The 24885-nt window shown below is 37.6% G+C and carries 19 protein-coding genes; 15 read left to right on the forward strand and 4 right to left on the reverse strand.

Annotated features, from left to right (window positions below):
* The first annotated feature begins 2 nt into the window (after positions 1 to 2).
* The 11 genes from lacZ (at position 3) to MQE36_RS12865 (ending at position 13153) form a co-directional block, all read left to right on the forward strand.
* Positions 3 to 3110, forward strand: a complete 3108-nt coding sequence (lacZ, locus tag MQE36_RS12815; RefSeq protein WP_242936375.1) for a beta-galactosidase, LacZ type — start codon at positions 3 to 5, stop codon at positions 3108 to 3110.
* Positions 3111 to 3240: 130 nt separating this feature from the next.
* Positions 3241 to 3873: a Crp/Fnr family transcriptional regulator gene (locus MQE36_RS12820; RefSeq protein WP_242936376.1), complete on the forward strand. Its 633-nt coding sequence runs from the start codon at positions 3241 to 3243 to the stop codon at positions 3871 to 3873.
* Positions 3874 to 3939: 66 nt separating this feature from the next.
* Positions 3940 to 4461: a c-type heme family protein gene (locus tag MQE36_RS12825; RefSeq protein WP_242936377.1), complete on the forward strand. Its 522-nt coding sequence runs from the start codon at positions 3940 to 3942 to the stop codon at positions 4459 to 4461.
* A 322-nt stretch (positions 4462 to 4783) separates the two neighbouring features.
* Positions 4784 to 6100, forward strand: a complete 1317-nt coding sequence (locus MQE36_RS12830) for a TolC family protein (protein WP_242936378.1) — start codon at positions 4784 to 4786, stop codon at positions 6098 to 6100.
* A gap of 3 nt (positions 6101 to 6103) precedes the next feature.
* The gene (locus MQE36_RS12835) at positions 6104 to 7180 is read left to right on the forward strand and encodes an efflux RND transporter periplasmic adaptor subunit (protein WP_242936379.1); all 1077 of its coding nucleotides are present in this window, start codon (positions 6104 to 6106) and stop codon (positions 7178 to 7180) included.
* A gap of 8 nt (positions 7181 to 7188) precedes the next feature.
* Positions 7189 to 10386, forward strand: a complete 3198-nt coding sequence (locus tag MQE36_RS12840) for an efflux RND transporter permease subunit (RefSeq protein ID WP_242936380.1) — start codon at positions 7189 to 7191, stop codon at positions 10384 to 10386.
* 5 nt (positions 10387 to 10391) lie between these two features.
* On the forward strand, positions 10392 to 10697 hold the full coding sequence (locus MQE36_RS12845; RefSeq protein ID WP_242936381.1) for a hypothetical protein: 306 nt from the start codon (positions 10392 to 10394) through the stop codon (positions 10695 to 10697).
* Between the two features lie 17 nt (positions 10698 to 10714).
* On the forward strand, positions 10715 to 10924 hold the full coding sequence (locus MQE36_RS12850) for a YgaP family membrane protein (protein ID WP_242936382.1): 210 nt from the start codon (positions 10715 to 10717) through the stop codon (positions 10922 to 10924).
* A 173-nt stretch (positions 10925 to 11097) separates the two neighbouring features.
* Entirely contained in the window at positions 11098 to 11652 is a 555-nt protein-coding gene (locus MQE36_RS12855) for a YeeE/YedE family protein (protein ID WP_242938849.1), read from the forward strand.
* A gap of 6 nt (positions 11653 to 11658) precedes the next feature.
* The gene (locus MQE36_RS12860) at positions 11659 to 12072 is read left to right on the forward strand and encodes a DUF6691 family protein (RefSeq protein ID WP_242936383.1); all 414 of its coding nucleotides are present in this window, start codon (positions 11659 to 11661) and stop codon (positions 12070 to 12072) included.
* 7 nt (positions 12073 to 12079) lie between these two features.
* The gene (locus MQE36_RS12865; RefSeq protein ID WP_242936384.1) at positions 12080 to 13153 is read left to right on the forward strand and encodes an AMP-binding protein; all 1074 of its coding nucleotides are present in this window, start codon (positions 12080 to 12082) and stop codon (positions 13151 to 13153) included.
* Here the strand turns inward: MQE36_RS12865 and MQE36_RS12870 are convergent, their stop codons facing one another.
* The 3 genes from MQE36_RS12870 to MQE36_RS12880 all read right to left on the reverse strand — a co-directional run bounded on the left by MQE36_RS12870 (position 13154) and on the right by MQE36_RS12880 (position 17448).
* The gene (locus tag MQE36_RS12870) at positions 13154 to 13576 is read right to left on the reverse strand and encodes a DoxX family protein (RefSeq protein WP_242936385.1); all 423 of its coding nucleotides are present in this window, start codon (positions 13574 to 13576) and stop codon (positions 13154 to 13156) included.
* A gap of 335 nt (positions 13577 to 13911) precedes the next feature.
* Positions 13912 to 15561, reverse strand: coding sequence for a M1 family metallopeptidase (locus MQE36_RS12875; protein ID WP_242936386.1), 1650 nt, complete (start codon positions 15559 to 15561; stop codon positions 13912 to 13914).
* Between the two features lie 258 nt (positions 15562 to 15819).
* On the reverse strand, positions 15820 to 17448 hold the full coding sequence (locus tag MQE36_RS12880; protein WP_242936387.1) for an acyl-CoA carboxylase subunit beta: 1629 nt from the start codon (positions 17446 to 17448) through the stop codon (positions 15820 to 15822).
* Positions 17449 to 17606: 158 nt separating this feature from the next.
* Between MQE36_RS12880 and MQE36_RS12885 the strand changes: the two genes are divergently transcribed.
* From MQE36_RS12885 to MQE36_RS12900, 4 genes are all read left to right on the forward strand, one after another.
* Positions 17607 to 17789, forward strand: coding sequence for a CAL67264 family membrane protein (locus tag MQE36_RS12885; protein ID WP_242936388.1), 183 nt, complete (start codon positions 17607 to 17609; stop codon positions 17787 to 17789).
* A gap of 29 nt (positions 17790 to 17818) precedes the next feature.
* On the forward strand, positions 17819 to 19513 hold the full coding sequence (gene ettA / locus MQE36_RS12890; RefSeq protein ID WP_242936389.1) for an energy-dependent translational throttle protein EttA: 1695 nt from the start codon (positions 17819 to 17821) through the stop codon (positions 19511 to 19513).
* Positions 19514 to 19762: 249 nt separating this feature from the next.
* The gene (locus MQE36_RS12895) at positions 19763 to 20941 is read left to right on the forward strand and encodes a C1 family peptidase (protein WP_242936390.1); all 1179 of its coding nucleotides are present in this window, start codon (positions 19763 to 19765) and stop codon (positions 20939 to 20941) included.
* Between the two features lie 228 nt (positions 20942 to 21169).
* Positions 21170 to 23410 (forward strand): tetratricopeptide repeat-containing hybrid sensor histidine kinase/response regulator, encoded by a 2241-nt coding sequence (locus MQE36_RS12900; RefSeq protein ID WP_242936391.1) that lies wholly within the window; start codon positions 21170 to 21172, stop codon positions 23408 to 23410.
* Here MQE36_RS12900 and MQE36_RS12905 read toward each other — a convergent pair.
* Positions 23403 to 24881 (reverse strand): helix-turn-helix domain-containing protein, encoded by a 1479-nt coding sequence (locus tag MQE36_RS12905; RefSeq protein WP_242938850.1) that lies wholly within the window; start codon positions 24879 to 24881, stop codon positions 23403 to 23405. The two genes, MQE36_RS12900 and MQE36_RS12905, sit on opposite strands and share 8 nt — an antisense overlap.
* Between the last annotated feature and the right edge of the window lie 4 nt (positions 24882 to 24885).

Here is a 24885-nt window from a genome sequence, read left to right on the forward strand (position 1 = left end):
CAATGAATCAAATTTTTAAGAAACTAGGTCTCCTGTTGTTCGCAGGGGCTCTTAATTTACATGGGCAAACATTAGATCCGGTTATAGAGAACCCTGATGTAATAGCGATCAATAAAATATCCCCTCGGGCTTCATTTTTTGCCTATGAAGCGTTGGATATTGCAAAGTCGGATGATTTATCAAGATCAGAAAGATATGTTTTGCTGAATGGTACATGGAAATTCAACTGGTCGAAAAACCCGGAATCCAGACCGGTAGATTTTTATAAAGAGAGCTATGATACCGGTAAGTGGGTCGATATAAAGGTGCCTTCTAACTGGGAGGTTGAAGGCTATGGTATTCCTATTTACACCAATACGGAGTACCCTTTTAATCCGACCAATCCAAATCCTCCGGATATACCAGACGGATATAATCCGGTAGGATCGTATAAAAGAGATTTCGATATACCATCTGATTGGAACGGAAATGAAATAGTTATTCACTTGGGAGCAGTTAAGTCTGCATTTTATATCTGGATAAACGGTAAAAAAGTAGGGTATAGCCAGGGATCAAAACTTCCTGCTGAATTTAATATAACTGATTATGCGATACAGGGTAAAAACTCAATTGCCCTGGAGGTATACAGATGGAGTGACGGGAGTTACCTGGAGTGTCAGGATTTCTGGAGACTTTCCGGGATAGAAAGAGATGTTTATGTGTATTCAAGACCTAAAGCGTTTATAGAAGATTATACTGTTAAATCCGGTTTGATCAATAACTATACCGATGGAGACTTTGGTTTAGATGTAGATTTGACAAACCTTCAGGCGAAGTCAAAAAAAGGAACTGTTCAGGTTGAACTGATTAAAAGCGGAGAAAAAATATTTGTCTCTGAGCAGGAATATGCCATTGAAGCCGGGAAAAATTCTTCAGTCCATTTTAGCGCAAAAATAGATAACGTAATTCCTTGGAGTGCAGAGTTACCTGAGTTGTATGAGCTCAACATTATTCATAAAGATCGTAAAGGTAAGGTTTCAGAAGCCATTTCCAGAAAGGTAGGATTTAGAACTTCAGAAGTAAAAAACGGTCGTTTTTTAGTTAACGGTAAACCAATACTTTTTAAAGGGGTTAACAGACATGAGCATAATCCGGAAACAGGGCATGTTGTTTCAAAAGAAGAAATGTTAAGAGATATTCAGATCTTTAAGGAATACAATATCAATTCAGTACGTACTTGTCATTACCCAAACGATCCTTACTGGTATGAATTATGTGATGAATATGGAATTTATGTCATAGATGAAGCTAATATCGAGTCTCATGGTATGGGATATGATTTAACCCGAACCCTGGCAAACAATCCTAAGTGGTTAAAAGCTCATATGGAGCGTACAAAACGGATGATCGAAAGAGATAAAAATCATCCTTCTGTCGTTATCTGGTCATTGGGCAATGAAGCTGGCAACGGGTATAACTTCTATAACACTTATTTACTGGCTAAAGAAATGGATGATACCAGGCCGGTACAATATGAGCGTGCAGGTTTGGAATGGAACACGGATTTGTATGTGCCAATGTATGCCACGCCAAAATGGGTGGAAGAATATGCTAAAAACCCTAAATATGACAGGTCGTTGATACAATGCGAATATGCTCATGCAATGGGTAACAGTATGGGTGGTTTTAAAGAATATTGGGACCTGTATGAAAAATATGATAAGCTACAGGGAGGTTTCATATGGGATTTTGTAGATCAGGGATTAAAAACTGTTAAGAATGGTAAGGAGATTTATGCATACGGGGGTGATTTTGGTCCTGAAGGTACTCCTAGTTCTAATAACTTTTTAAATAACGGCCTCGTACAACCGGATAGAAAACCGAATCCCCATATCTATGAAGTAAAACACATCCAGCAAAATGTAAAGTTTTATGAAAATGATTTAAGTAAAGGGGTAATAGACATTAAAAACTGGTATTTCTTCAGAGATCTGGAAAACTATAAACTGAATTGGGAAGTAATAGCCAATGGTGTGGTAAAAGAAAGTGGAAGCATGGAGAATATAAACATGGCTCCCCAGCAAAAAAAATCTTTTACAATTCCATTCAGAACTGATTTTAAAGAAGGGACTGAATACTTTTTAAACCTGAGCGTAGTTTTAAAAAAGGAAGAGAAGCTTTTATCTGCTGGCCATGAAGTGGCTTATGAACAGTTTTTACTTAAAGCAGCCATGGTAGTAGCTCCGGAAGTAAATGGAGATAAAATATCTTACAAGGGATTGAATAATAATATGTTGCAGGTTTTTGGAGATAATTTTAGTATCACCTTTGATAAGGCTAAGGGTATCATGACATCATATGAGTACGATGGAACCAAGATGATTGAAAAAGGACCCGAGGTGAATTTTTGGAGAGCACCTGTAGACAATGATTATGGGGCTGGAACGCAAAGGAAGTATAACGAATGGAAAGATGCAGGTAAAAAGGCTGAAATAGATTTTAGTATAAGACGCGTTTCAAATAGTAAGTTACAGGTTAGTATTATTAAGGATATATTTGATGGAGATGCCACCTATACTCAAACTTTTGAGATTTCGGCCGGGGGCATTATTAAAGTTACTAATGATTTTAAGAAGGTAAGAGGTAATCATACCAATATGTTCAAGTTTGGAAATGAAATGATCCTTCCAAAAGAATTCACAAACATTAAATGGTACGGAAAGGGGCCTTTTGAAGCATATAGCGACAGGCAACATGCAGCAAAGGTCGGATTGTATTCCGGGGCTGTCAGCGATCAGTATTTTCCATATATCAGGCCACAAGAAACCGGGAACAAGCTGGATGTCAGATGGGTCGAATTTGCAGCTGCTAATAATAAAAGCCTCAAGGTTTATGGCGAATCCCTTCTGAATATATCCGCATTGCATTTTAATAAAGAGGATTTAGACTCCGGTGCAAAAAAGACCCAGATGCATGCCGGAGAATTATCTCCGCGAGAAGAGGTATATGTAAACATAGACGGTTTCCAGCAAGGATTGGGAAGTATCAATAGCTGGGGGGCCTTACCTTTAGAAAACTACATGTTACCTTATGCGTCTTATAATTATTCTTATTGGATGATTCCTAAATAGAGTACATATTTTATTTTTAAGTTTTTCATTAAAAGGAGAGTGTGACAGTTGTTAACTCTCCTTTTTTAATTCTTTAAAATTCTTTCTGTATTCTTACGAATAAAGTATCTTGTAATCTGAATTAAGTATTATGGTAAGCGAAATAAAGGATAAATACGGGTATATTTTTGAAGATGCCTTGATAGAGGAAATTAACAAGATAGCCACTATAAAAGAAGTGGTTGAAAGTGAAAAGTTAATTGAAATCGGAGATTATATAAAATCGATGCCTTTGGTAATATCCGGTGCCATTAAAATAATGAGAGAAGATTCTGAGGGTGATGAATTGCTTTTATATTTTCTTGAGGGAGGAGATACCTGTGCCATGACCCTTGCATGTTGTATGGGACAGAAAAAGAGTGAAATCAGGGCAGTAGCAGAAACTGATGCTACCTTAATAATGATTCCTGTTCAAAAGATGGAAGAATGGATGGCAAAATACAGCTCATGGAGAAGTTTTGTGTTGGAAAGTTACCAGAACAGATTGAACGAAATGCTGGAAGCAATTGATACAATTGCCTTTTTAAAGATGGATCAGAGGCTGCTTAAATATTTGCGGGACAAGGCAATGGTAACAAGAGATGATGTAATTAGTACAACTCATCAGGAAATAGCCTACGATCTTCATACGTCAAGAGTGGTAGTCTCCAGATTATTAAAAGCTCTTGAGAACGACGGAAAAATTTCCTTAAACAGAAATAGTATAAAGATCAATGATCTTTAACGGATTCATATTTTATAAAGGCATGAATTTAGTTCTTATGTAACTAAGGTTACAGCATGCCTTTTCTTGAATCTATACATTTACCATCTGTATAGATTCGATAAAAAGACATTCGATGAAAATCTGTGGATACTATTATTGTTTGTATTCTTATTTGCCGGGTGTAAGAATTCTACCCAAAAAAACACTTTTGTAAAAAACAAGGCTGATATAATAGTCCGGAACCCGCATTCCGGTAAAAAACTGATGGAAAACAAATGTTATCTCTGTCATAGTCCATCTGCCGATCAGCAAAACAGCGTTGCCCCTTCAATGGTGGCTATCAAAGCTCATTATACTGATGATGAAACTACAAAGAAAGTATTTACCGACGATTTGATGACTTTTTTAAAAGCACCATCCCCAGATAATGCAAAAATGAGAGATGCTGTGTGCTTACAATGCCATGGAACCCCTGAAAAAGATATTATTCCCCAAGTCTATGGTACTTTTAAAAATAAGTACCCTGAAGCTATAGGTTATTCAGTCAATGAAGTCAGAGGGATTTGGAGTATAAGCTTTGATAAAAATAAACTCGACAGTAATTAGAGGGGATGCCTCAAAATATTTCTTGTGAAGATCTCAAATCACGAAGAGTGAATAAGGATTAAATTAATGATTGGTTTTTGTTTAAAGATGCCTTTCGGGGCATTTTTTACTGATGTCCTTTGAGAATACTTATTGTTTAACCTTATAAATCTCTTGGTAACATTAGTTACTGACTGGCCTTGCCTGCAAACGTAATTTTGCTCATATAAATTTAAAATCAATGAAATCGATATGGTTAAAGTAACCGCTCGGTACACAACACAATGGTTATTTTGACCGTCAAAGATTATATGTGAGCGAAAAAGCAACAAAAAATAAACACATGAAAAGAATCTTTCAAATAGCATTTATAAGCATATTCTTTTATGGGCATGGGTTAAAAGCTCAAGAAGTCGTTTCAATTTCCAAGACAAAAGTTTTAGAAAAGATAGCAGAACGCAATATGTCATTAAAAATATCGCAACAAGATATTTTAAGTACTCAGGGAGATTATAGACAAACCAACTCTTTATTCTTGCCGAATATTACTGTCTCGTACACGGGGATGGCAACCACGAATCCGTTAATGGCTTTTGGATCAAAACTGAATCAAGAGGTATTAACCCAAAATGATTTTAATCCTGCTTTGTTAAATAGTCCTGACCAGATTGAGAATTATGCCACGGTGATACAAGTACAACAACCACTTATCAATATAGATGGGGTTTATCAGCGGAAAGCAGCTAAGGCCAAAATGGAAGCTGCTGTATTACAATCGCAACGTACAGCAGCTTATTTAAACTTAGAAGCAGAAAAAGCCTATATGCAATTACAGTTGGCATATAAGGCCGTTGAAGTAATGGAAAAAGCCCTGAATGCTGCGACTGAGAATTTAAAGATCGCTGAAAATAGTTTCAGACAGGGCTATCTTCAAAAGTCAGATGTATTGGCAGTAGAAGTACGCGTATCTGAAGTTCAAAATCAGCTACAAAGTGCCAAGAGCAATGTTAAAAATGCATCTGATTACCTAACGTTTTTAATAGACGAAGAAACGGGTGTGACTTTAAAACCAGCAGAGAGCCTTTCGATTGATGTTTCGGCGAATGAATCAATTTCCGGCAGAGTGGATGAGGGGCGTTCGGATATTAAAGCGATGGAATATGTTTCTGAAGCATATAAGCAAAATTTTAAAGCCGATAAAATGACATTTTCACCAAGTTTAAACGCCTTTGGAAGTTACGAATTATATGATGATGAAATATTTAAAACGGGAGCTAATGGCTATGTATTCGGTGCTCAGTTAACATGGGATGTTTTAGAAGGAAGTAAGCGATTTGGCAAAATCCAGAAAAGCAAAGCTTTATATGAGAAGTCCAAATTGGAATATAAACAGTATCTGTCTCAAAGTGAATTAGAACTGAACAGGGCCATGAGAATGTTTGAGGATACCAAGAATAAATTAAAGCTCACTCGTTTGGCGCTCGACCAATCTGAAGAGTCATTACGTATTCGCACCAACAGATTTAATGAGGGCCTGGAGAAGACATCAGATTTATTGATGTCAGAGACAAAGTATGCTCAAAAGCAATTGGAGTATAATCAAACGGTTTTTGAATATAATTACACACAATCATACCTGCAATTTTTAACTAAAGGATAAAAAATGAAAAGCAATAAATTTCTGATAGCAATGGCATTTGGAATGTTCACTCTTACTTCTTGTGGAACTGATGAAACAGCTAAAACGGGGTATACAGAAAAAATTCCGGTAAAGGTAACTAAGGTGAATGCCGATAAAAAGGAAAGATTCATAAGTGCCAGCGGTAAAGTGGAGGCTGTTAACAGTGCCAATCTCAGTACCCGGATGATGGGGTATGTGAATACGATCCATGTTAATGTCGGACAAACGGTTAAGAAGGGACAACTCTTAATAGCTATAAGTAATAGCGATCTGCAGGCCCGGAGAGCTCAGGTAAAAGCTAAAATTACGGAGGCTGAAGCAGCTTATAATAACGCCGGGAAAGATTATGATCGATTCAAAAATCTCTATGATCAGAAGAGTGTATCTCAAAAAGAAATGGATGATATGACAGCTCACTTTAAAATGGCTGAAGCACGTTTAGAGGCAGCCATGCAAATGAAAAATGAAATAGATGCACAGTTTGCTTATGTAAATATAAGAGCGCCATTTAACGGAACAATTACCAATATTTTTACAGATGAAGGAGATATGGCTAATCCCGGGGTACCTTTAGTTTCTGTTGAAGGTCCGGGACAGTTTGAAGTAACAGCCATGGTACCTGAAAGTGAAATTTCCGGGATAAGATCCGGAATTGATGTCGATGTTTTTATAAGATCCATAGACAAGGCTGTAAAAGGAAAAATAACAGAAATAAGTACATCTGCAAAGAATACCGGAGGACAGTATCTGGTAAAAGCCGTACTCACCGGTACTGACACTTCAATTCTCTCGGGAATGTATGCTACAGTTCAGTTTCCTGTAAAATCGGAGCCTGCTTCATCCGTGGTACTATTACCTAAGAATGCAATCGTAACCAAGGGCCAATTAACAGGGGTTTATACTGTAAGTACCCAAGGCACTGCCATATTGCGTTGGTTGCGGTTGGGAAAGACATACGGAGATATGGTAGAAGTACTTTCAGGATTTTCTGCTGATGAAAGTTATATAGTAAGTGCCAGAAGTAAATTGTATAACGGAGCCAAGGTTTCAATAGAATAATCATAACCATGAAAGAAGGATTAGCAGGAAAAATAGCCAAAGGTTTTATAAGTTCAAAGCTTACTGTTTTACTCATGGTCGTATTTATGATTATAGGAGTTTACAGTTCGTTTTTAATCCCCAGAGAAGAGGAGCCTCAAATCGATGTTCCGATGGCAGATATCTTCGTAGGATACCCCGGTGCCAGTCCGACGGAAGTTGAGTCGAGAGTTATAAAACCATTAGAAAAGCTTATTTCAAATATCAGTGGGGTAGAGTATGTGTATTCTACGTCTATGAAGGAACAAGGAATGGTCATCGTACAGTTTTACGTTGGAGAAGATATAGAACGATCGTTCGTAAAACTGTACAATGAGATAAATAAGCATATGGATATTATGCCTCAGGGAGTTACCATGCCTTTGGTAAAAACCAGGGCCATTGATGATGTTCCCATGTTGGGACTAACTTTATGGAGTGAAAATTACGATGATTATCAATTACGTCAGATAGTCCAGGAACTGACGAATGAGATAGAAAAAGTAAAGGATGTTTCTACCACTCGTAAGATCGGAGGTCGGAACCGTCAGCTTCGGGTTGTATTGGATAAAGAAAAATTAGCAGCCAGTGGTTTAGATTTTCTATCGGTAGCGGAAATGATGAAGGCAAATAATCAGCAGTTGGCAGCTGGAAGCTTTGACAAGGGAGATACAGAATTTATTGTAAATACAGGCAATTTTATTCAATCTGTAGATGATGTGGAGCGTTTGGTGGTCGGAATACAACAGGACAAGCCGATATACCTGAAGCAAATTGCTCAGGTTGTTGACGGACCGGAAATCCCCAAAAATTACGTTTCTCACGGATTTGGTCAGGCTGACATTAAATCAACGACTTATAATTCTGAGTATCCGGCTGTAACTATTTCTATAGCAAAGCGAAAAGGAGCCGATGCAATGAAAATATCGGAGGTAATTCTTGATAAAGTAGAACATTTAAAGCGATCCCTGATTCCTGACGATGTTCATGTAGAAGTTACCCGTAATTATGGAGAAACAGCTTCTCAAAAGGTTTCAGAGCTTTTATTGCATCTTATCGGAGCCATTGTTGCAGTAACTTTAGTAGTAATGCTTGCTATGGGATGGCGTGGTGGTTTGGTGGTTTTCTTGTCAGTACCAATCACTTTTGCCTTAACGTTGCTAAGTTACTATATGCTTGATTACACACTTAATCGTATTACTTTATTTGCTTTGGTATTTGTTACCGGTATTGTTGTAGATGATTCCATCATTATAGCGGAAAACATGCACAGGCATTTTAAGATGAGGCGATTGCCTTTTAAACAAGCAGCTTTGTATGCGATTAATGAAGTTGGTAATCCAACTATTTTAGCCACATTCACAGTAATAGCTTCGGTATTACCGATGGCATTTGTATCCGGACTTATGGGGCCTTATATGAGTCCGATGCCGATCGGAGCTTCCATAGCAATGATCTTGTCACTTTTTGTTGCACTGACTATTACTCCATATTTAGGATATCTGTTTTTAAGGGAAAAGGATAAAAAGAAGAAGGATAAAGAAGAAAAAGAAAAACGACTCGAAGATTCTTATATCTACAGAATTTATGAAAAGTTTGAAAGGCCTCTGATAGAGAATAAAAAGAAAAGGTGGATCTTTTTAGGAATCACCATGGCATTACTGGCAGGGTCTGTAAGTATGTTCTTTACAAAATCGGTTGCTGTTAAGATGCTTCCGTTTGATAACAAAAATGAATTTCAGGTGGTCATCGATATGCCCGAAGGTACAACCCTCGAAAGAACATCCGTAGTGGCGAAAGAAATAGGTCAGTACCTGGCTACTCGTCCCGAGGTAGTAAACTATCAGTCGTACGTTGGTACTTCAGCACCAATTACATTTAACGGCTTGGTAAGGCATTACGATTTGAGGGGAGGAAGTAACATGGCTGATATTCAGGTAAACTTGACGGATAAGCACGATAGAAATCTCCAAAGTCACGATATAGCCAAGCTGTTACGCCCGGATATTCAGGAAATAGCATCCAAGTATAATGCGAATGTAAAGATAGTTGAGGTTCCCCCCGGACCTCCGGTTTTATCAACTATAGTTGCCGAGGTGTACGGTCCGGATTATGAAGGGCAAATAGCTGTGGCTGATCAAATACAAACGCTGTTACATAATACAATAGACGTTGTTGATATCGACTGGATGGTAGAAGCCGATCAGAAGGAATACCAGTTTATTGTCGACAAAGAGAAAGCTATGTTGTACGGGGTTGCTCCCCAACAGGTTGTATATACTATGAATATGGCTCTTTCAGAGCGCCCGGTAACTACTTTGTATGATGAACTGGCTGTTGATCAGGTTGAACTTGTTCTGGCATTAGATGAAAAAGAGAAATCAACTATTTCCGGAATATCCCAACTTAGAGTAAAATCTAAGGAAGGTACCATGGTTCCTGTTGCCGATTTGGTAAACATCAAAGAAGTTACAGCAGCAAAAAGTATTTACAGAAAGAACCAAAAACGCGTGGTTTATGTGATGGCAGATATGGCTGGTACTTTAGAGAGTCCTGTATATGCCATACTGGGAATGACAGACAGGTTAAAGGAGTTGCCGTTGCCGGAGGGGTATACGATGAATGAATTATATATTGAACAGCCTGAATTAGAGGATAATTATACTGTTAAGTGGGACGGTGAATGGCAAATAACCTTAGAGGTGTTCAGAGATCTGGGAATAGCCTTTTTAGGGGTAATCATCATCATTTATATGCTGATTGTGGGGTGGTTTCAGAATTTTAAAGCACCGATTGTTATGATGGTAGCCATTCCTTTATCGATGGTCGGTATTGTATTAGGCCATTGGTTGTTGGGAGCTTTCTTTACTGCTACCTCGTTTATAGGGATGATCGCTTTAGCAGGGATAATGGTACGTAACTCTGTATTGCTTATCGATTTTGTAAACTTAAGACTAGCAGAGGGAGTTCCTTTAAAGCAGGCTGTGATTGAAGCAGGAGCTGTAAGAACAACTCCGATTCTTTTAACGGCCGGTACGGTAGTTATAGGTGCATTTGTAATTTTATTTGATCCGATATTTCAAGGGTTGGCAATCTCTTTAATGGGAGGTACCATAGCATCCACGGTACTGACGCTGTTGGTTGTTCCGTTGGTATATTATTTAATTGAACGCAAAAATCATAAATAGATAATATGAAACTCTTATTAGTAACCGTCGTTGAGGAATTTCAGGAAGACATTTTAAAACTGTTTAAGGAGGCCGGAATAGAACGCTATAGTGGTTCTGATATCCATGGATATAAAGAACTTTTATCGGAAAAACTGATTGCAAATTGGTTTCTAACAGAGAAAGATGCTATAGAATCTGCCATGTTCTTTTCTTTTACAGAAGATGAGAATACAGATAAGGTTTTTGAGCTTATTAAAGCGTTTAATAATCAGATAGAAACTAATAACCCAGTTAAGGCGATTGTGGTTCCTGTCGAAAAATGGATATAAACTTAAAATTAATAATTATGGTGAACAGGTATATAAGAGCAATTGCAGGAACATTTGTGATGATAAGTGTTGTTTTAGGAATGTTTGTAAATGAAAACTGGTTGTGGTTTACTCTTTTTGTAGGTGCGAACTTGTTTCAATCGGCATTTACACAATGGTGTTTAATGGAAAAATTCCTGATAAAACTAGGGGTTAAAAATGAAGGTGATGCTTGTTCGGTAAAATAAACTAATCACTTGTATTTTGTAGCTTAAAAGAGAGTGTCTAAAAAGAACTGATTCAATAATCAAAAAGACTTTTTAGACACCCTCTTTTTTATTTAATAAAGTTATCCGTTCTACTTACTTTTATTTAAAATATAGTATTTTCACAGTTTAAATAATTACGCTGTTAAGATATGATTGAGTTTATTTCGCAACCGTGGCCATGGTATGTTTCCGGCTTTTTAATATCCTTGATAATGCTTTTTCTTTTACTTCTGGGAAAAAGGTTTGGGATGTCATCAAATTTGAAAACCATTTGTACACTATGCGGAGCAGCTAAAGCCAGTGCTTTTTTTCGTTTTGATTGGAAAAAGGACAGCTGGAACCTATTAACGGTCTTAGGAGCAGCTGCAGGCGGTTATATAGCGGTACATTTTTTATCAGATAATAGCATTCCTCAACTCAATGAAACAACATTACAAGCTCTGGAAAAATTGAATTTCAGTAGTAACAACGCCTACTTGCCTGATGAATTATTCTCTACAGAAGCCCTGTCGAACCCTAAGGTTCTCATCATTTTAATAACAGGAGGGATTTTAGTAGGTTTTGGTGCCCGATATGCCGGCGGGTGTACTTCCGGGCATGCTATATCAGGATTAAGTAATTTTCAAAAGGGATCGCTGATTGCCGTAATCGGGTTTTTTATAGGTGGTTTGATAATGGTTCATTTGTTATATCCATTAATTTTTTAAACAGGTATGAAGAAATTGTTATATATTATAATTGGTTTAGTATTCGGAATTGTTCTGTACAAATCTGAGGCAGCCTCCTGGTTTAGAATATATGAAATGTTTCGTTTTGAAGCCTTTCATATGTACGGAATTATAGGGACAGCACTGGTTTTTGGAAGCTTCTTTGTATGGAGTATCAAGAGGTTTAAAATTAAATCTTTTGACGGAAAACCGATAGCCATAGAACCGAAAGACAGTTCTTTTAAGCGGAACCTTTTCGGGGGAATTATATTTGGGTTGGGTTGGGCTCTGGTTGGAGCGTGTCCCGGACCATTGTTTGTATTGATTGGCGCAGGATATGTGCCGGTATTCCTGGTTTTAATTTCAGCAGTTTTCGGTACTTTTTTATACGGAATACTTAAAGATAAATTGCCACATTAGAAGATCTATGATACCATCATTTGATAAATTACACAATCGGTTTAAGTTGAATGGTCATCATTACAACAGGGAAGAATTAGTAGAAGCTGCATATAGTTTTGTAAAGGAAGGAGCAGAGTATGAAAATATAATAGGTGATTTTCTTTTAGACTGGTTAAGTGCTTCAGATGAGGTTTCGGTGCATACCTCCGGGTCTACAGGAACACCAAAACAAATCAGCTTAAAAAAAAAGCATATGGTTAATTCAGCCATTGCCACCGGAGATTTTTTTGGATTGAAGCCCGGGAATACTAGTTTATTATGCTTGCCTGCCAACTATATAGCAGGTAAAATGATGTTGGTAAGGGCTATGATCCTGGGATTAGAAATAGAATGTGTCGAACCCGGTTTGCAGCCTATAAAGAATATAGAAAAACACTACGACTTTGTACCCATGATTCCGGCGCAAGTAGAAAATTCACTCGATAAAATTGAATTAATAGATCAGGTTATCATTGGAGGTGCGGCTGTAGGGAAACAATTGTTTAATAATCTGCAGTCAAAATCTACCAGGTTTTACAGTACTTATGGTATGACGGAAACAATTACACATATTGCGGTAAAAAGGTTGAACCCGTTAAATGGCAAGCAAACACATTTTAAGAGTTTGCCTAAAGTGTTTCTTAGTACAGATACAAGAGGATGCCTTGTTATAAATGCTCCTAAGCTAAGTGATGAAGCTATAGTGACTAATGATGTAGTAAACCTCATTTCTGAAACCGAATTTGAATGGTTGGGTCGTATCGATAATGTAATTAATTCCGGAGGTGTAAAATTGTTTCCCGAGCAGATAGAAGCAAAACTGGCTGATCTTATAGCAAATCGATTTTTCGTGGCTTCGGAAAAAAATGAAACTCTGGGCGAACAACTGATACTCGTTATAGAAGGGACTGAGATAGATAAAGATCAGCAATTAAAAAATATAAAAAACTTAAAGACAATTACTAAACTCGAAGTGCCAAAGGAAATTTACACCATTCCTGAATTCACAGAATCTGAAAATGGTAAGGTGTTAAGATCAGCAACCTTAAAGTTGATTTAATTATTTCTGCATTTTAAAATAGTAATCAGCAGAATGTTTTCCGCTTCCGTAAACTAAAAAGAACGCACAAACAATAAGTACTATTAAAGCTGTTAAAAAGCTTTTTGTATCCATCGGACCAAAGAAATTGATAGCCAGGGCACCAATAAGTATAGGTAATTGCGCTATAATAGCCCAACGTGTTAAAAGCCCGAAAGCAATTAGCAGTCCACCTATTAAATGAGCAGGAGCTACATAATGTACCATCATCAACGATCCGGCCCAGTTCTTTAAAGGATCGATCAGTTCAATTAAAAGTTCGGTGTTCCCTATAAAATGTATTCCCTTAAAAAATAAAAATACACCTAAAGCAATGCGTACGAGATCTAACGGATAATAAGTATGGGCATTAGCCCACTTATTTAATGTTTTTACTGTTCCCATGATAGAGTGTTTTTACTGGATGATAATGATTTATGTACCTTGTTCGATAATTTTCCGGGTGCTTAGAACCAACATATTTTTTTAATTCCTCGTAGGGATATCTCTGTAAAATATTTCCGAAAAAATTTTACATGACCAATCCTCGAGGTGGAGGACACTCTAATTTACGTAATTTCAATGATTTATGAAAATTAATTTATGGATCCGAGCTTGAGGCTTTACAGCTCGTTTACTCGATCATCGAGATTTATCCGTGTAGCTATCAGGAGCCCCGACGCAAGCCCTTGTGAAATTCCGTTAGGAGGATTTCACAAGGGCTTGCGCCGAAATGTTATTTAGGCTTTCCCTTTAATGCCTCGTGGGCTTGCCCCGAGGTACTTTACTTTGATAAAAAACTCAGAACGTTTTACTTTTAAGTCATTCAAGCCGGTTCGCTTTAATTTTTTCCAGGATTTACTTGGTTTTAAACGGACTTCTTTTCCTTCCTGGATAATGTCAACAGGCATATCGAAGTTATCAACGTCGGCTTTCCACCGATATAAAAGATTCTTACCGTTTTGTTGAAACTCCAGTATTGGAATATCGGCATATCTTAAGTACTGATCAAACACAGGTTTTAACCTTAACCCTGATTCTTTTTCAAAATAGGTTACAACATCCTTGGTGGTAACTATCTGATGTTTGAAGTGTTCTGAGTAAGATCGTAAAATCTTCCACCATTTTTCATCATTGTCAACAATGTGCCGTATGGTATTAAGCATTAGGGCGCCTTTGTAATACATATCGCCGCTACCTTCGCTGTTTACACCGTAATCCCCGATAATAGGGATGTCATTTTGAACCATTTTACCTGTGCCGTTAACGTACTTTTGGCCTGCTTCATAGCCCCATCTGCATTCAGTATATACATTTTCAGAATAGGAGGTAAAGCTTTCGTGAATCCACATATCAGCAATGTCAGAAGCAGTAATACTATTACCGAACCATTCATGTCCGGTTTCGTGTATAATGATAAAGTCCCACTTTAAACCGACACCGGAACCAGATAAGTCACTGCCTAAATACCCTTTTTTATATTGATTACCATAAGCAACGGCACTTTGGTGTTCCATGCCTAAATGTGGTGTTTCTACAAGTTTAAAACTATCTTCTTTAAATGGATATTCTCCAAATTTTTCTTGAAAGCAATCCATCATTGGCTTTACTTCTTCAAACTGAACCTTGGCTTTTTCTAAATTATATCGTAGTACATAATAGTCCAAATCCAGGCCTTTATATGTTTCTCCAAAGTGCACATAATCACCAATATTGAGAGCTACATCATAATTATTAATGGGGTTGATGACTTCCCAATCCCAACGTGTATATCCATTACCCAGATCTTTCTTGCCTTTAAAACGACCATTGGAAACATTCATTAATCCGTTTGGAACCGCAACTTTAACAGACATACCTTCTTCAGGCTCATCAGATTGATGATCTTTATTGGGCCACCACAAACTGGCACCTGTTCCCTGACAGGCAGTTGCAATCCAGTCATTCCCATTGTTATCTTTCTTAAAAACAAATCCGCCATCCCAGGGAGCTCTCTTGGCTACAATAGGGTTTCCGGAGTAATAAAAGACGATGTTACTTTTAGTATCTTTTTGGAAGTTACCGTCGATAAAAACAGCATTAAATTCCCGTTTATATACCAGTTTTTTACCATTATTGATAATTGAATCAACCTTCATGTTATCAAAAAGATCGATTTGAATGGTCGTTAGATTTTCCTGAGGTACAAAATCTATGCTGTTAGATCCGAAAATAAATTTTTCAGTAGGGTTAACAGTAATATTTAAACGGTATTTTCTAACATCAAAATTTCGTTCTTTTCTCAAAGAGCCTCTTAAAGTATCTGCCTTTGTATATGTGCGGTCACCAGATAAGAGTTGTGCATTTAGTGAGAAGCCGGTTAAGAAAGCGAATAATAATAACTTTTTCACACGTTTAAATTTTAATGATTATTTGACTGTAAGTAAACTATAAAATTGAAAACGTGTGTAACCACTCCGTTCTCTCATTAAGAATTTTAAATATTTTCTTTTGTGATGTATTTTTTAAATTGCTTAATGTTTGTTTCATGAATTTTATTGGCACCGCCAAAGGGTATAATACCCCGAGGCTTGCCTCGAAATTAAAATTTGTTTCCGACCAATGCCTCGTGCGCTTGCACCGAGGTAGTTTATTTTCGCGATTTATTATCATACCTGGATGACACCGAGATTGAATTTCTTTTCGACAGGGGCATGATTGGCAGCCTCAATTCCCATACTGATCCACTTTCTGGTATCTAACGGGTTTATAACGGCATCGGTCCATAGCCTTGCCGCAGCATAGTATGGCGATACCTGGCTGTCATATCTGGATTTTATATTATTGAATAGTTCTTCTTCTTTTTCTTTAGTGATTTTTTCACCTTTCTTCTTTAAAGAAGCTGTTTCTATCTGAAGCAGGACCTTCGCAGCCTGAGCGCCTCCCATTACAGCCAATTCTGCGCTAGGCCAGGCAAAAATAAGCCTCGGATCAAATGCTTTCCCACACATGGCATAATTTCCGGCACCATAGCTGTTTCCGATAACAACAGTAAATTTAGGCACTACAGAATTACTGACGGCATTAACCATTTTTGCCCCATCTTTGATAATGCCCCCGTGTTCGCTTTTACTTCCTACCATAAAGCCGGTAACATCCTGTAGAAAAACCAATGGAATCTTTTTCTGGTTACAATTAGCTATAAAACGAGTAGCTTTATCTGCAGAATCTGAGTAAATAACCCCTCCGAATTGCATTTCTCCCTTTTTATTTTTAACCACTTTACGCTGATTTGCAACAATGCCGACAGCCCAGCCATCAATCCGGGCATATCCGGTAATAAGGGTTTTTCCGTAACCTGCTTTATATTCTTCAAATTCAGAACCGTCTACGAGCCTTTTAATGATTCCCATCATATCGTACTGATCGCTTCTGCTTTTCGGAAGGATTCCAAAAATATCTTCGGGATTCTCTTTAGGCTGTATAGTTTCTGTTTTACTGAATCCTGCTGAATCTGCATCCCCAATTTTATCGACTATATTTTTGATGGTATCGAGAGCATCTTTATCGTCTTTGGCTTTGTAATCTGTAACTCCACTTATTTCGCTGTGGGTTGTAGCTCCCCCAAGAGTTTCATTATCAATAGATTCTCCAATAGCAGCTTTTACTAGGTAGCTGCCTGCCAGAAATATGCTGCCTGTTTTATCGACTATAAGTGCTTCGTCGCTCATTATAGGGAGGTAAGCACCTCCTGCAACACAACTTCCCATTACTGCAGCAATTTGGGTAATTCCCATACTGCTCATTATAGCATTATTCCTGAATATTCTCCCGAAGTGTTCTTTGTCGGGAAATATTTCATCTTGCATTGGTAAATAAACCCCGGCACTGTCTACCAGATAGATAATAGGCAGTCTGTTTTCCATGGCAATTTCCTGGGCTCTAAGATTCTTTTTCCCGGTAATAGGAAACCACGCTCCGGCTTTAACCGTAGCGTCATTTGCAACTACAATACATTGTATTCCTTTTATGTAACCTATTTTTACCACGACACCCCCGGAAGGGCAGCCTCCATGCTCTTTATACATGTCGTCGCCGGCAAATGCCCCTATTTCAAGATTCTCTTTATCGTTGTCGAGCAGGTATTCTATCCGTTCACGGGCAGTCATCTTGCCCTCTTTGTGTAATTTCTCGATTCTTTTTTCGCCCCCGCCAAGTTTTACCTTAACAAGTTTATGTCTTAAATCGGAAGCGAGTAATTTATTATGATCTTCGTTTTTATTGAAGTTTAAATCCATATTCTTTTTAGTATGTTTGCGCTAAAATACAAAATAGGCATTTATATCATTCGATATTATTTGCTTAAATTGTACGACATTTGCAACGTTAAACAATGTACTACAAAAGCAGTAAAGGTTGCATACTGCACGAATTATAATAACAGAATGAATTTATTATGGGAATGAACAAGAATACTGTATTGGCATGGGCAACTTTTATAATGATAATAGTCGGAATAGCATTAATTGCTCTGGGAGCTTTTCGTTACGACGATGTAGCAGGTTGGGGGTTTGCTTCTGTTGGTGTAGGTTTCTTTGCCATAGCATGGGTCTTTAATGCCCTTAAAGGACGAGTATAATATATTAAATGATTTAAGAATAAATAATTATGTCAGACGATAAGAAAGTCATCTTTTCGATGAATAGGGTCAGTAAGACCTATCAGAGTACCAACAAGCAAGTACTCAAGGATATTTATTTAAGCTTTTTTTATGGAGCTAAAATAGGTATTTTGGGACTTAACGGTTCGGGGAAATCAACACTTTTAAAAATTATAGCAGGGGTAGAGAAGAACTACCAGGGGGATGTTGTTTTCTCACCGGGTTATTCGGTGGGGTATCTTGAACAGGAACCGAAACTGGATGAAGAAAAAACAGTTATTGAGATCGTAAAAGAAGGCGCGGCAGAAACGGTAGCAGTTCTTGAAGAGTATAATAAAATAAATGATATGTTTGGTCTTCCTGAAGTTTATGAGGATGCAGATAAAATGCAGAAACTGATGGACAGGCAGGCTGAACTTCAGGATAAAATAGATGCGCTGGGAGCCTGGGAGCTTGACAATAAGCTTGAGGTTGCGATGGATGCCTTAAGAACTCCGGATCCTGATACCCCAATAAAAGTACTTTCAGGAGGAGAAAAACGAAGAGTGGCTTTATGCAGGCTCTTGTTACAACAGCCGGATATTTTATTACTCGATGAACCAACCAACCACCTGGATGCAGAATCGGTACTTTGGTTAGAACAGCATTTACAACAATACAAAGGAACTGTAATAGCCGTAACACACGATCGTTACTTTTTAGATAATGTTGCCGGCTGGATACTGGAATTAGACAGGGGAGAAGGAATTCCCTGGAAAGGAAATTATTCTTCATGGTTAGACCAAAAGGCAAAACGTCTGGCACAGGAACAAAAACAAGCTTCTAAACGCCAGAAAACATTAGAACGAGAGTTGGAATGGGTACGAATGGCTCCTAAAGGACGCCAGGCCAAACAAAAAGCCCGTTTAAACAACTACGACAAGTTATTAAATGAAGATCAGAGAAAATTAGAGGAGAAGTTAGAGATTTATATTCCTAACGGACCCCGGTTGGGTACTAATGTGATAGAGGCAAAAGGAGTAGCAAAGGCTTTTGGCGATAAATTACTCTATGAAGAGCTGAACTTTAACCTGCCCCAGGCGGGAATTGTTGGTATTATCGGTCCGAATGGAGCCGGTAAGACAACTATTTTTAAAATGATTATGGGCGAAGAACAACCTGATAAGGGGATATTTGAAGTGGGAGATACAGCTAAAATTGCATATGTAGATCAGTCTCATAAAGATATTGACACGGAAAAATCTATCTGGGAAAATTTCTCAGACGGGCAGGAGTTGATTATGATGGGAGGTAAGCAGGTTAACTCAAGAGCTTATTTAAGTCGATTTAATTTTTCGGGTAGTGAACAAAATAAAAAAGTATCTACGTTGTCAGGAGGAGAACGTAACCGCCTTCATTTGGCTATGACCCTGAAGGAGGAAGGAAATGTATTGTTGCTTGATGAGCCGACAAACGACTTGGATGTAAATACGCTCCGGGCCCTGGAAGAAGGTTTGGAAAACTTTGCCGGATGTGCAGTGGTGATTTCGCACGACAGATGGTTTCTCGACAGGATCTGTACACATATATTGGCTTTCGAAGGAGATTCTCAGGTATATTTCTTTGAAGGAAGTTTTTCTGAGTATGAAGAGAATAAACGCAAACGTTTAGGAGCCGATGTAACACCGAAAAGAATCAAGTATAAAAAATTAATACGCGATTAAAAAAAGGAAAAGTGTCTAAAAAGAGATAAGTGTTGTCAGTTCGGGCATTACAGAAATGAAAGCATATTTTCATTGAAAATACATGGTGTAGCTGTCGGGAGCTAACAGTGGTTGCCGGAGAACTCAACCTGACATCCAGTTTAAAAATAACTTTTTAGCCCCCCTTTTTATTCTATAATATAAAGTTAAATGCACTACAGTATCAGTCTGTAATGATTATTTTAGCGGGTACAATTAAAACTTAAATTTATGATGTATTTAAAAAGATCTCTGCTATCGGTAATGATACTTTCGTCTGTATCGTTATCTGCACAAGATGATTTAATTAAATCTTTAGAAGGAAATAAAAGTATAAAAGCAACTGAAGGATTTCAGTTTACTCCGGTTGTAAACCTGGAAACCACCTCTGTTAAGAATCAGGGAAGCAGTGGTACCTGCTGGAGTTATTCTGGAAATTCTTTTTTGGAAACCGAAATGATCAGAATGGGTAAGCAACCTGTCGATCTTGCTGAAATCTATACTGCAAGGTGTACCTACATCGAGAAAGCAATTAATTATGTACGGATGCACGGTAATTTAGGTTGGGGAGATGGCGGAGAACTCCACGATGTGGTTAATATATATAAAAAGTACGGAGCGTTGCCACAGGAAGTTTATGACGGTTTAAACTATGGAACGGACATAAATAGGTTTGGAGAAATGCAAACAGCCCTTAAAGGCTTCTTAGATGGCATTGTTCAAAATAAGAACGGAAAATTAACACCGAACTGGATAAAGGCTTTTACAGCTGCCTTGGATAGTTATCTGGGAGAAGTTCCGGAAGAGTTTGAGTACAAAGGAAAAACCTATAGTCCTCAGTCCTTCGCTAAAGAAGTCGTAGGGGTAAAAGCAGATGACTATATCGAGATGGTTTCATATTCAGACCAGCCATTGTATGAGAATGTATTTATGGCAGTACCTGATAACTGGAGCTTTGATACTGCATATAATGTCAGTATGGATGATATTACTGCCACTATAGACAATGCATTAAAGAAAGGATATAGTGTAGGATGGGCAACCGATGTAAGCGAAAAGTACTTTAGCTGGAAAAACGGAATTGCCTATTTGCCGGAAACCGATTATAGCCAAATGTCTTCTGATGAGCGACAAGCCATGTTTTCGGGGCCTAAACAGGAAATGAAAGCAACCCCCGAAATGCGACAGCAAGCTTTTGACGACTATACTACTACCGACGATCATGCCATGCAGATAGTTGGTATAGTAAAAGACCAGAACGAAAAAGAGTATTATATCGTTAAAAACTCCTGGGGTATAAGTAATGATTATAACGGCTATTTATATGTAACCAAAGAATTTGTTAAGTATAAGACTACCGCCCTTATGTTACATAAGGACGGAGTGCCGAAAAATATTTTAAAGAGCTAATATGAAAATCCCGGAAAATCATCCGGGATTTTTTATTAAAGCTAATTTCTCTGGTATTATAGTCCTTACCATATCGATTTCCGATGCCCGGCGATATGCGATGTTTTTTGGTTGTCAGGCAAATTTCAGACCGGAATATCCCAAGCTTTATGTCCTGTATTTGAATGCAGGGCGAAGGAGCTGATGGATAATCGGTACTTTGTCGGTTAATAAGATAAAATCTTCTTGATGAGACAAATATTTCATATTATTGTATGTTATACTTTTCGAATGTTGAGGACATATATCTGCTACATATTCTATATTATTTGTTGCTCCTGGATGAATGCTCAAAATATTGATCATCGTTCAAAAATATTGGATTCCCTGACAAGAGCATCGGAAGAAGCCCAGTTAAAATACCGTTTAAAAGAATCATTTGAAATAGCAAACAAGGTCATTGAACGTGCATCGGAACAAGGACGTTCTGACTATTTAGCCCGGATTTACAATGTTATAGGCATCAACTACGAAATAATACTGGATTACCCGAGTGCTGAAAAAAACTATCAGAAGGCCTTATATCATGCAGAACAAGACAAGAATACGAGGTTGATAGGTTGGGTTTATAATAACCTTGGGAATGTATATACTGATGGTCTTAAGAATAATGACAAGGGACTCGAATACTATCAAAAATCACTTCAAAAAGCCAAGGAAGTAAATGATTCTCTAGATATACTAACGCCGATTATAAACATAGGCTGGACCTATATAGACAATAAGAAATACGAAAATGCCTACCCATACTTAAAAGAGGCTTATGTGTATATAGATAAAGTGGGAGACAAGTCCAGTAAACTTCAGATCAGTTATTTGCTAGGGAAATATTATTCATATAAAAGGGAAGACAAAAAAGCTGAAAATTATTTTAAGAAAGCTATATCCATCGGAACCGAGGATGATTTGTATCTCGATCTGGCAGAAGTATACAAAGCGTCTTCAGATCATTATAAAAACAAAGGAGAGCTGATTAAAGCTTTTAACGACTTGGAGATGCATAACTTATTCAAGAACAAAGTGTTTGATGAAGACAGGCTGAAACAGCTGGAGGTTGCAAAAGCACGATTTGACGCTGATGAGTACCGCAGGGACCTCGAACTCGCAGAAAAAGAACGAGAGGCTCAGAACCGCGTATTAAAGAAGTCTAAGCAATTGGCACTGTTTACAGGTATCGGGGTACTGGTCCTGTTCATATTGTTAATGCTTTTACTGGCGAGTATTAAACACATTAAGCACATAAACAAAGAGCTGGAACTTCAGAATATCCAGTTGGAGGTAGCCAAGGAAGAGGCCGAAAAACTTTCTAATGTTAAATCTCAGTTTATCTCGACGGTAAGTCACGAATTAAGAACCCCGCTATACGGGGTGGTAGGATTAACATCCCTGTTACTGGAAGAATCGAAATTTACCAATAAGGAATATCAATACCTGAAATCGTTAAAGTTTTCGGGAGATTATTTATTGAATTTAATAAATGATGTACTTCAACTGAGTAAAATCGAGTCGAATAAAGTTGTTTTGGAAAAAACGAAATTCAATATAAAGCAATTAGGAAAGAACATCATCAATTCGTTTGGGTTTCAGGCAGAACAAAAAGAAAATGTCTTGACATATCATTTCGATGACAGTATCCCGATAATAGTTCATGGAGATTCCGTCAGGCTCTCACAGATTCTGATCAACCTGATTGGAAATGCTATCAAATTTACAACCAGGGGAGAAATCAGCCTCCATATGAAGTTGGTCTCAAAGGCTTCATCTAAGGCGAAAATCGAGTTTTTAATTAAAGATAACGGTAAGGGGATCTCGAAAGAAGACCAGGAACAAATATTTGAAAATTTTGCTCAGCTTGACAGGGGTAATAATGAGTATCAGGGTACCGGACTGGGATTGTCCATAGTTAGAAAATTGGTTGAGATCTTTGATAGCAGCATAGCTTTAAATAGTGAGCCCGGTAAAGGTTCATGTTTTAGTTTCGTAGTGAATTTCGATTTTGTAGAAGGGGAAACAATGGATGATGCATTGGAAGAGCTACCTTATATTTTGGGAGCTAAAAATCGAGTGTTGATCGTTGAGGATAATAAGATCAATCAAATTGTGACCCAGAGTATTTTACAGAAAGCCAAGTTTAACTGTACCGTAGTAGGAAATGGGGAGGAAGCAGTCGATGTATTGAAGAAAGATCATTTTGATCTGGTACTGATGGATCTTAACATGCCAAAGATGAACGGGATGGAAGCCAGCAGGCTTATCCGGGAATTTAATCTTGAGGTGCCAATCATTGCCCTGACAGCTTTACAAATTGACGAGATCGAATCGAATATCTATGAACATGGTATAAATGACATTATCAATAAACCATACGATAAACATGAATTCTTCCAGATAATCATTAAGAACCTGAATAATAAAAGCATTCCTAGCTAGAGTATTTTAATATAAGTCTTTCTACAAGTTCGGCCGTTTTTTGATAACGTAACTGTTTTTCAATCTGTACCGGAGGTACCATTCGTTCTTTACAATCTGTAATTGGGCATGTTTCGCAGGTAACGCCTACCCTTTTAGTTTCAATATGCTCGTTATCAATAAAATTTACTTTTTGCTTCAGGTTGGCTGATATAAGAAAACCTATGCTGATACTCCTGTAATAGCCTTTTTTAAAAGGGTCCTGGGTTGCTGATGATAAGACCAGGTATTTATTACCATTAGTAACATAATCTGATATCTGAACGTCAAATACATGCTGCTGGTTTGTTTTTTCGATCTCCTGAAGGGTCTTGATAGATACCCATCTCCGACAATAATGTTCATTCAGTTCATTGGCTTGCGGCGATTGCTGGTGGGTAATATGCAATTCTTTCTTCAGGTGAAACCTGTTTGATTTCGATTTGTGGGTAAATCGTAAAAAGAATAGATTTTTAAGATTGAAATCAACGGGCAAAATGTTGGTCAGACGCTGGTAAAACGATTCCGGAGAAGCATTGAAACCTTCAATCATTTTTAAAAAAGCGCTATTGTCAAATTCTGCATGATTAAAAAAGCTTTTAAGTTCTCGAGTCAGGGTTTTTCGCGGAATGACCAAAGCACCTGCAAAATATGAGGCATAGAAATTATTCAGAACTTCGTCGAAGCTTTTAAATTGTATCCAGGGAAAAGTATATAACCGTTCTTTAATATTTAAATAGTTATAGGCAATTTCTTTGGCATAGATAAAAGTTCTTTGCGCTTCATCTACCAGACCATCGAGTAATAATATTTTGTTTTTAGGAATGAAGACACACCTTAGATTGTCAAGTTCTTTATATTTGTCTAATTCGGTTTCATTGATGGTGTATCCGTATTCTTCTTTTAATATTTCTTCTAATTCCGATGAGGATAATGTTTTTTCCAGGTTGATCTGATAAGCTTCAGCAAATTTTACTGCCAGTTCCTCGATATCCTTAAAATAGTTATTATGGGCCTCCTGATATGATCGCAGCGACGCCAAAAAGAAACTTTCCCTGCTTAAGTTATAGTTTTGGGCTATTTTGATGATGGTGCTTATAAAAGCATTTACTTTCGCAGGAGCCTCGGCAATAATATCAATAAGATCGTTCTCTTGAATGCCAAAAAGATTTAGTGGAATTTCCTTCAGGATTTTTGATTGCAAGATCTCACCCAAAGGAGCCAGATTTTTATCCAGTTTTATAGATACGAGTTGATCGTAGGGGATGTCAAGAGCTTCGGAAAGAAGCAATATCTTATCTGTTTTAGGATATTTCTTCCCTTTTTCAATCTCGTTTAAATAAGATTTGGACAATCCGGTTAGTTTCGATAACCCGAAAAGAGATAAATTCTTTTCGGTACGGACCTGTTTCAGCTTCAATCCAAAAATGAGCCTGATATATTCTTCTTCTATCATC

This window comes from Zhouia spongiae, from assembly GCF_022760175.1.
In the GTDB taxonomy this organism is placed as follows: Bacteria; Bacteroidota; Bacteroidia; order Flavobacteriales; family Flavobacteriaceae; genus Zhouia; species Zhouia spongiae.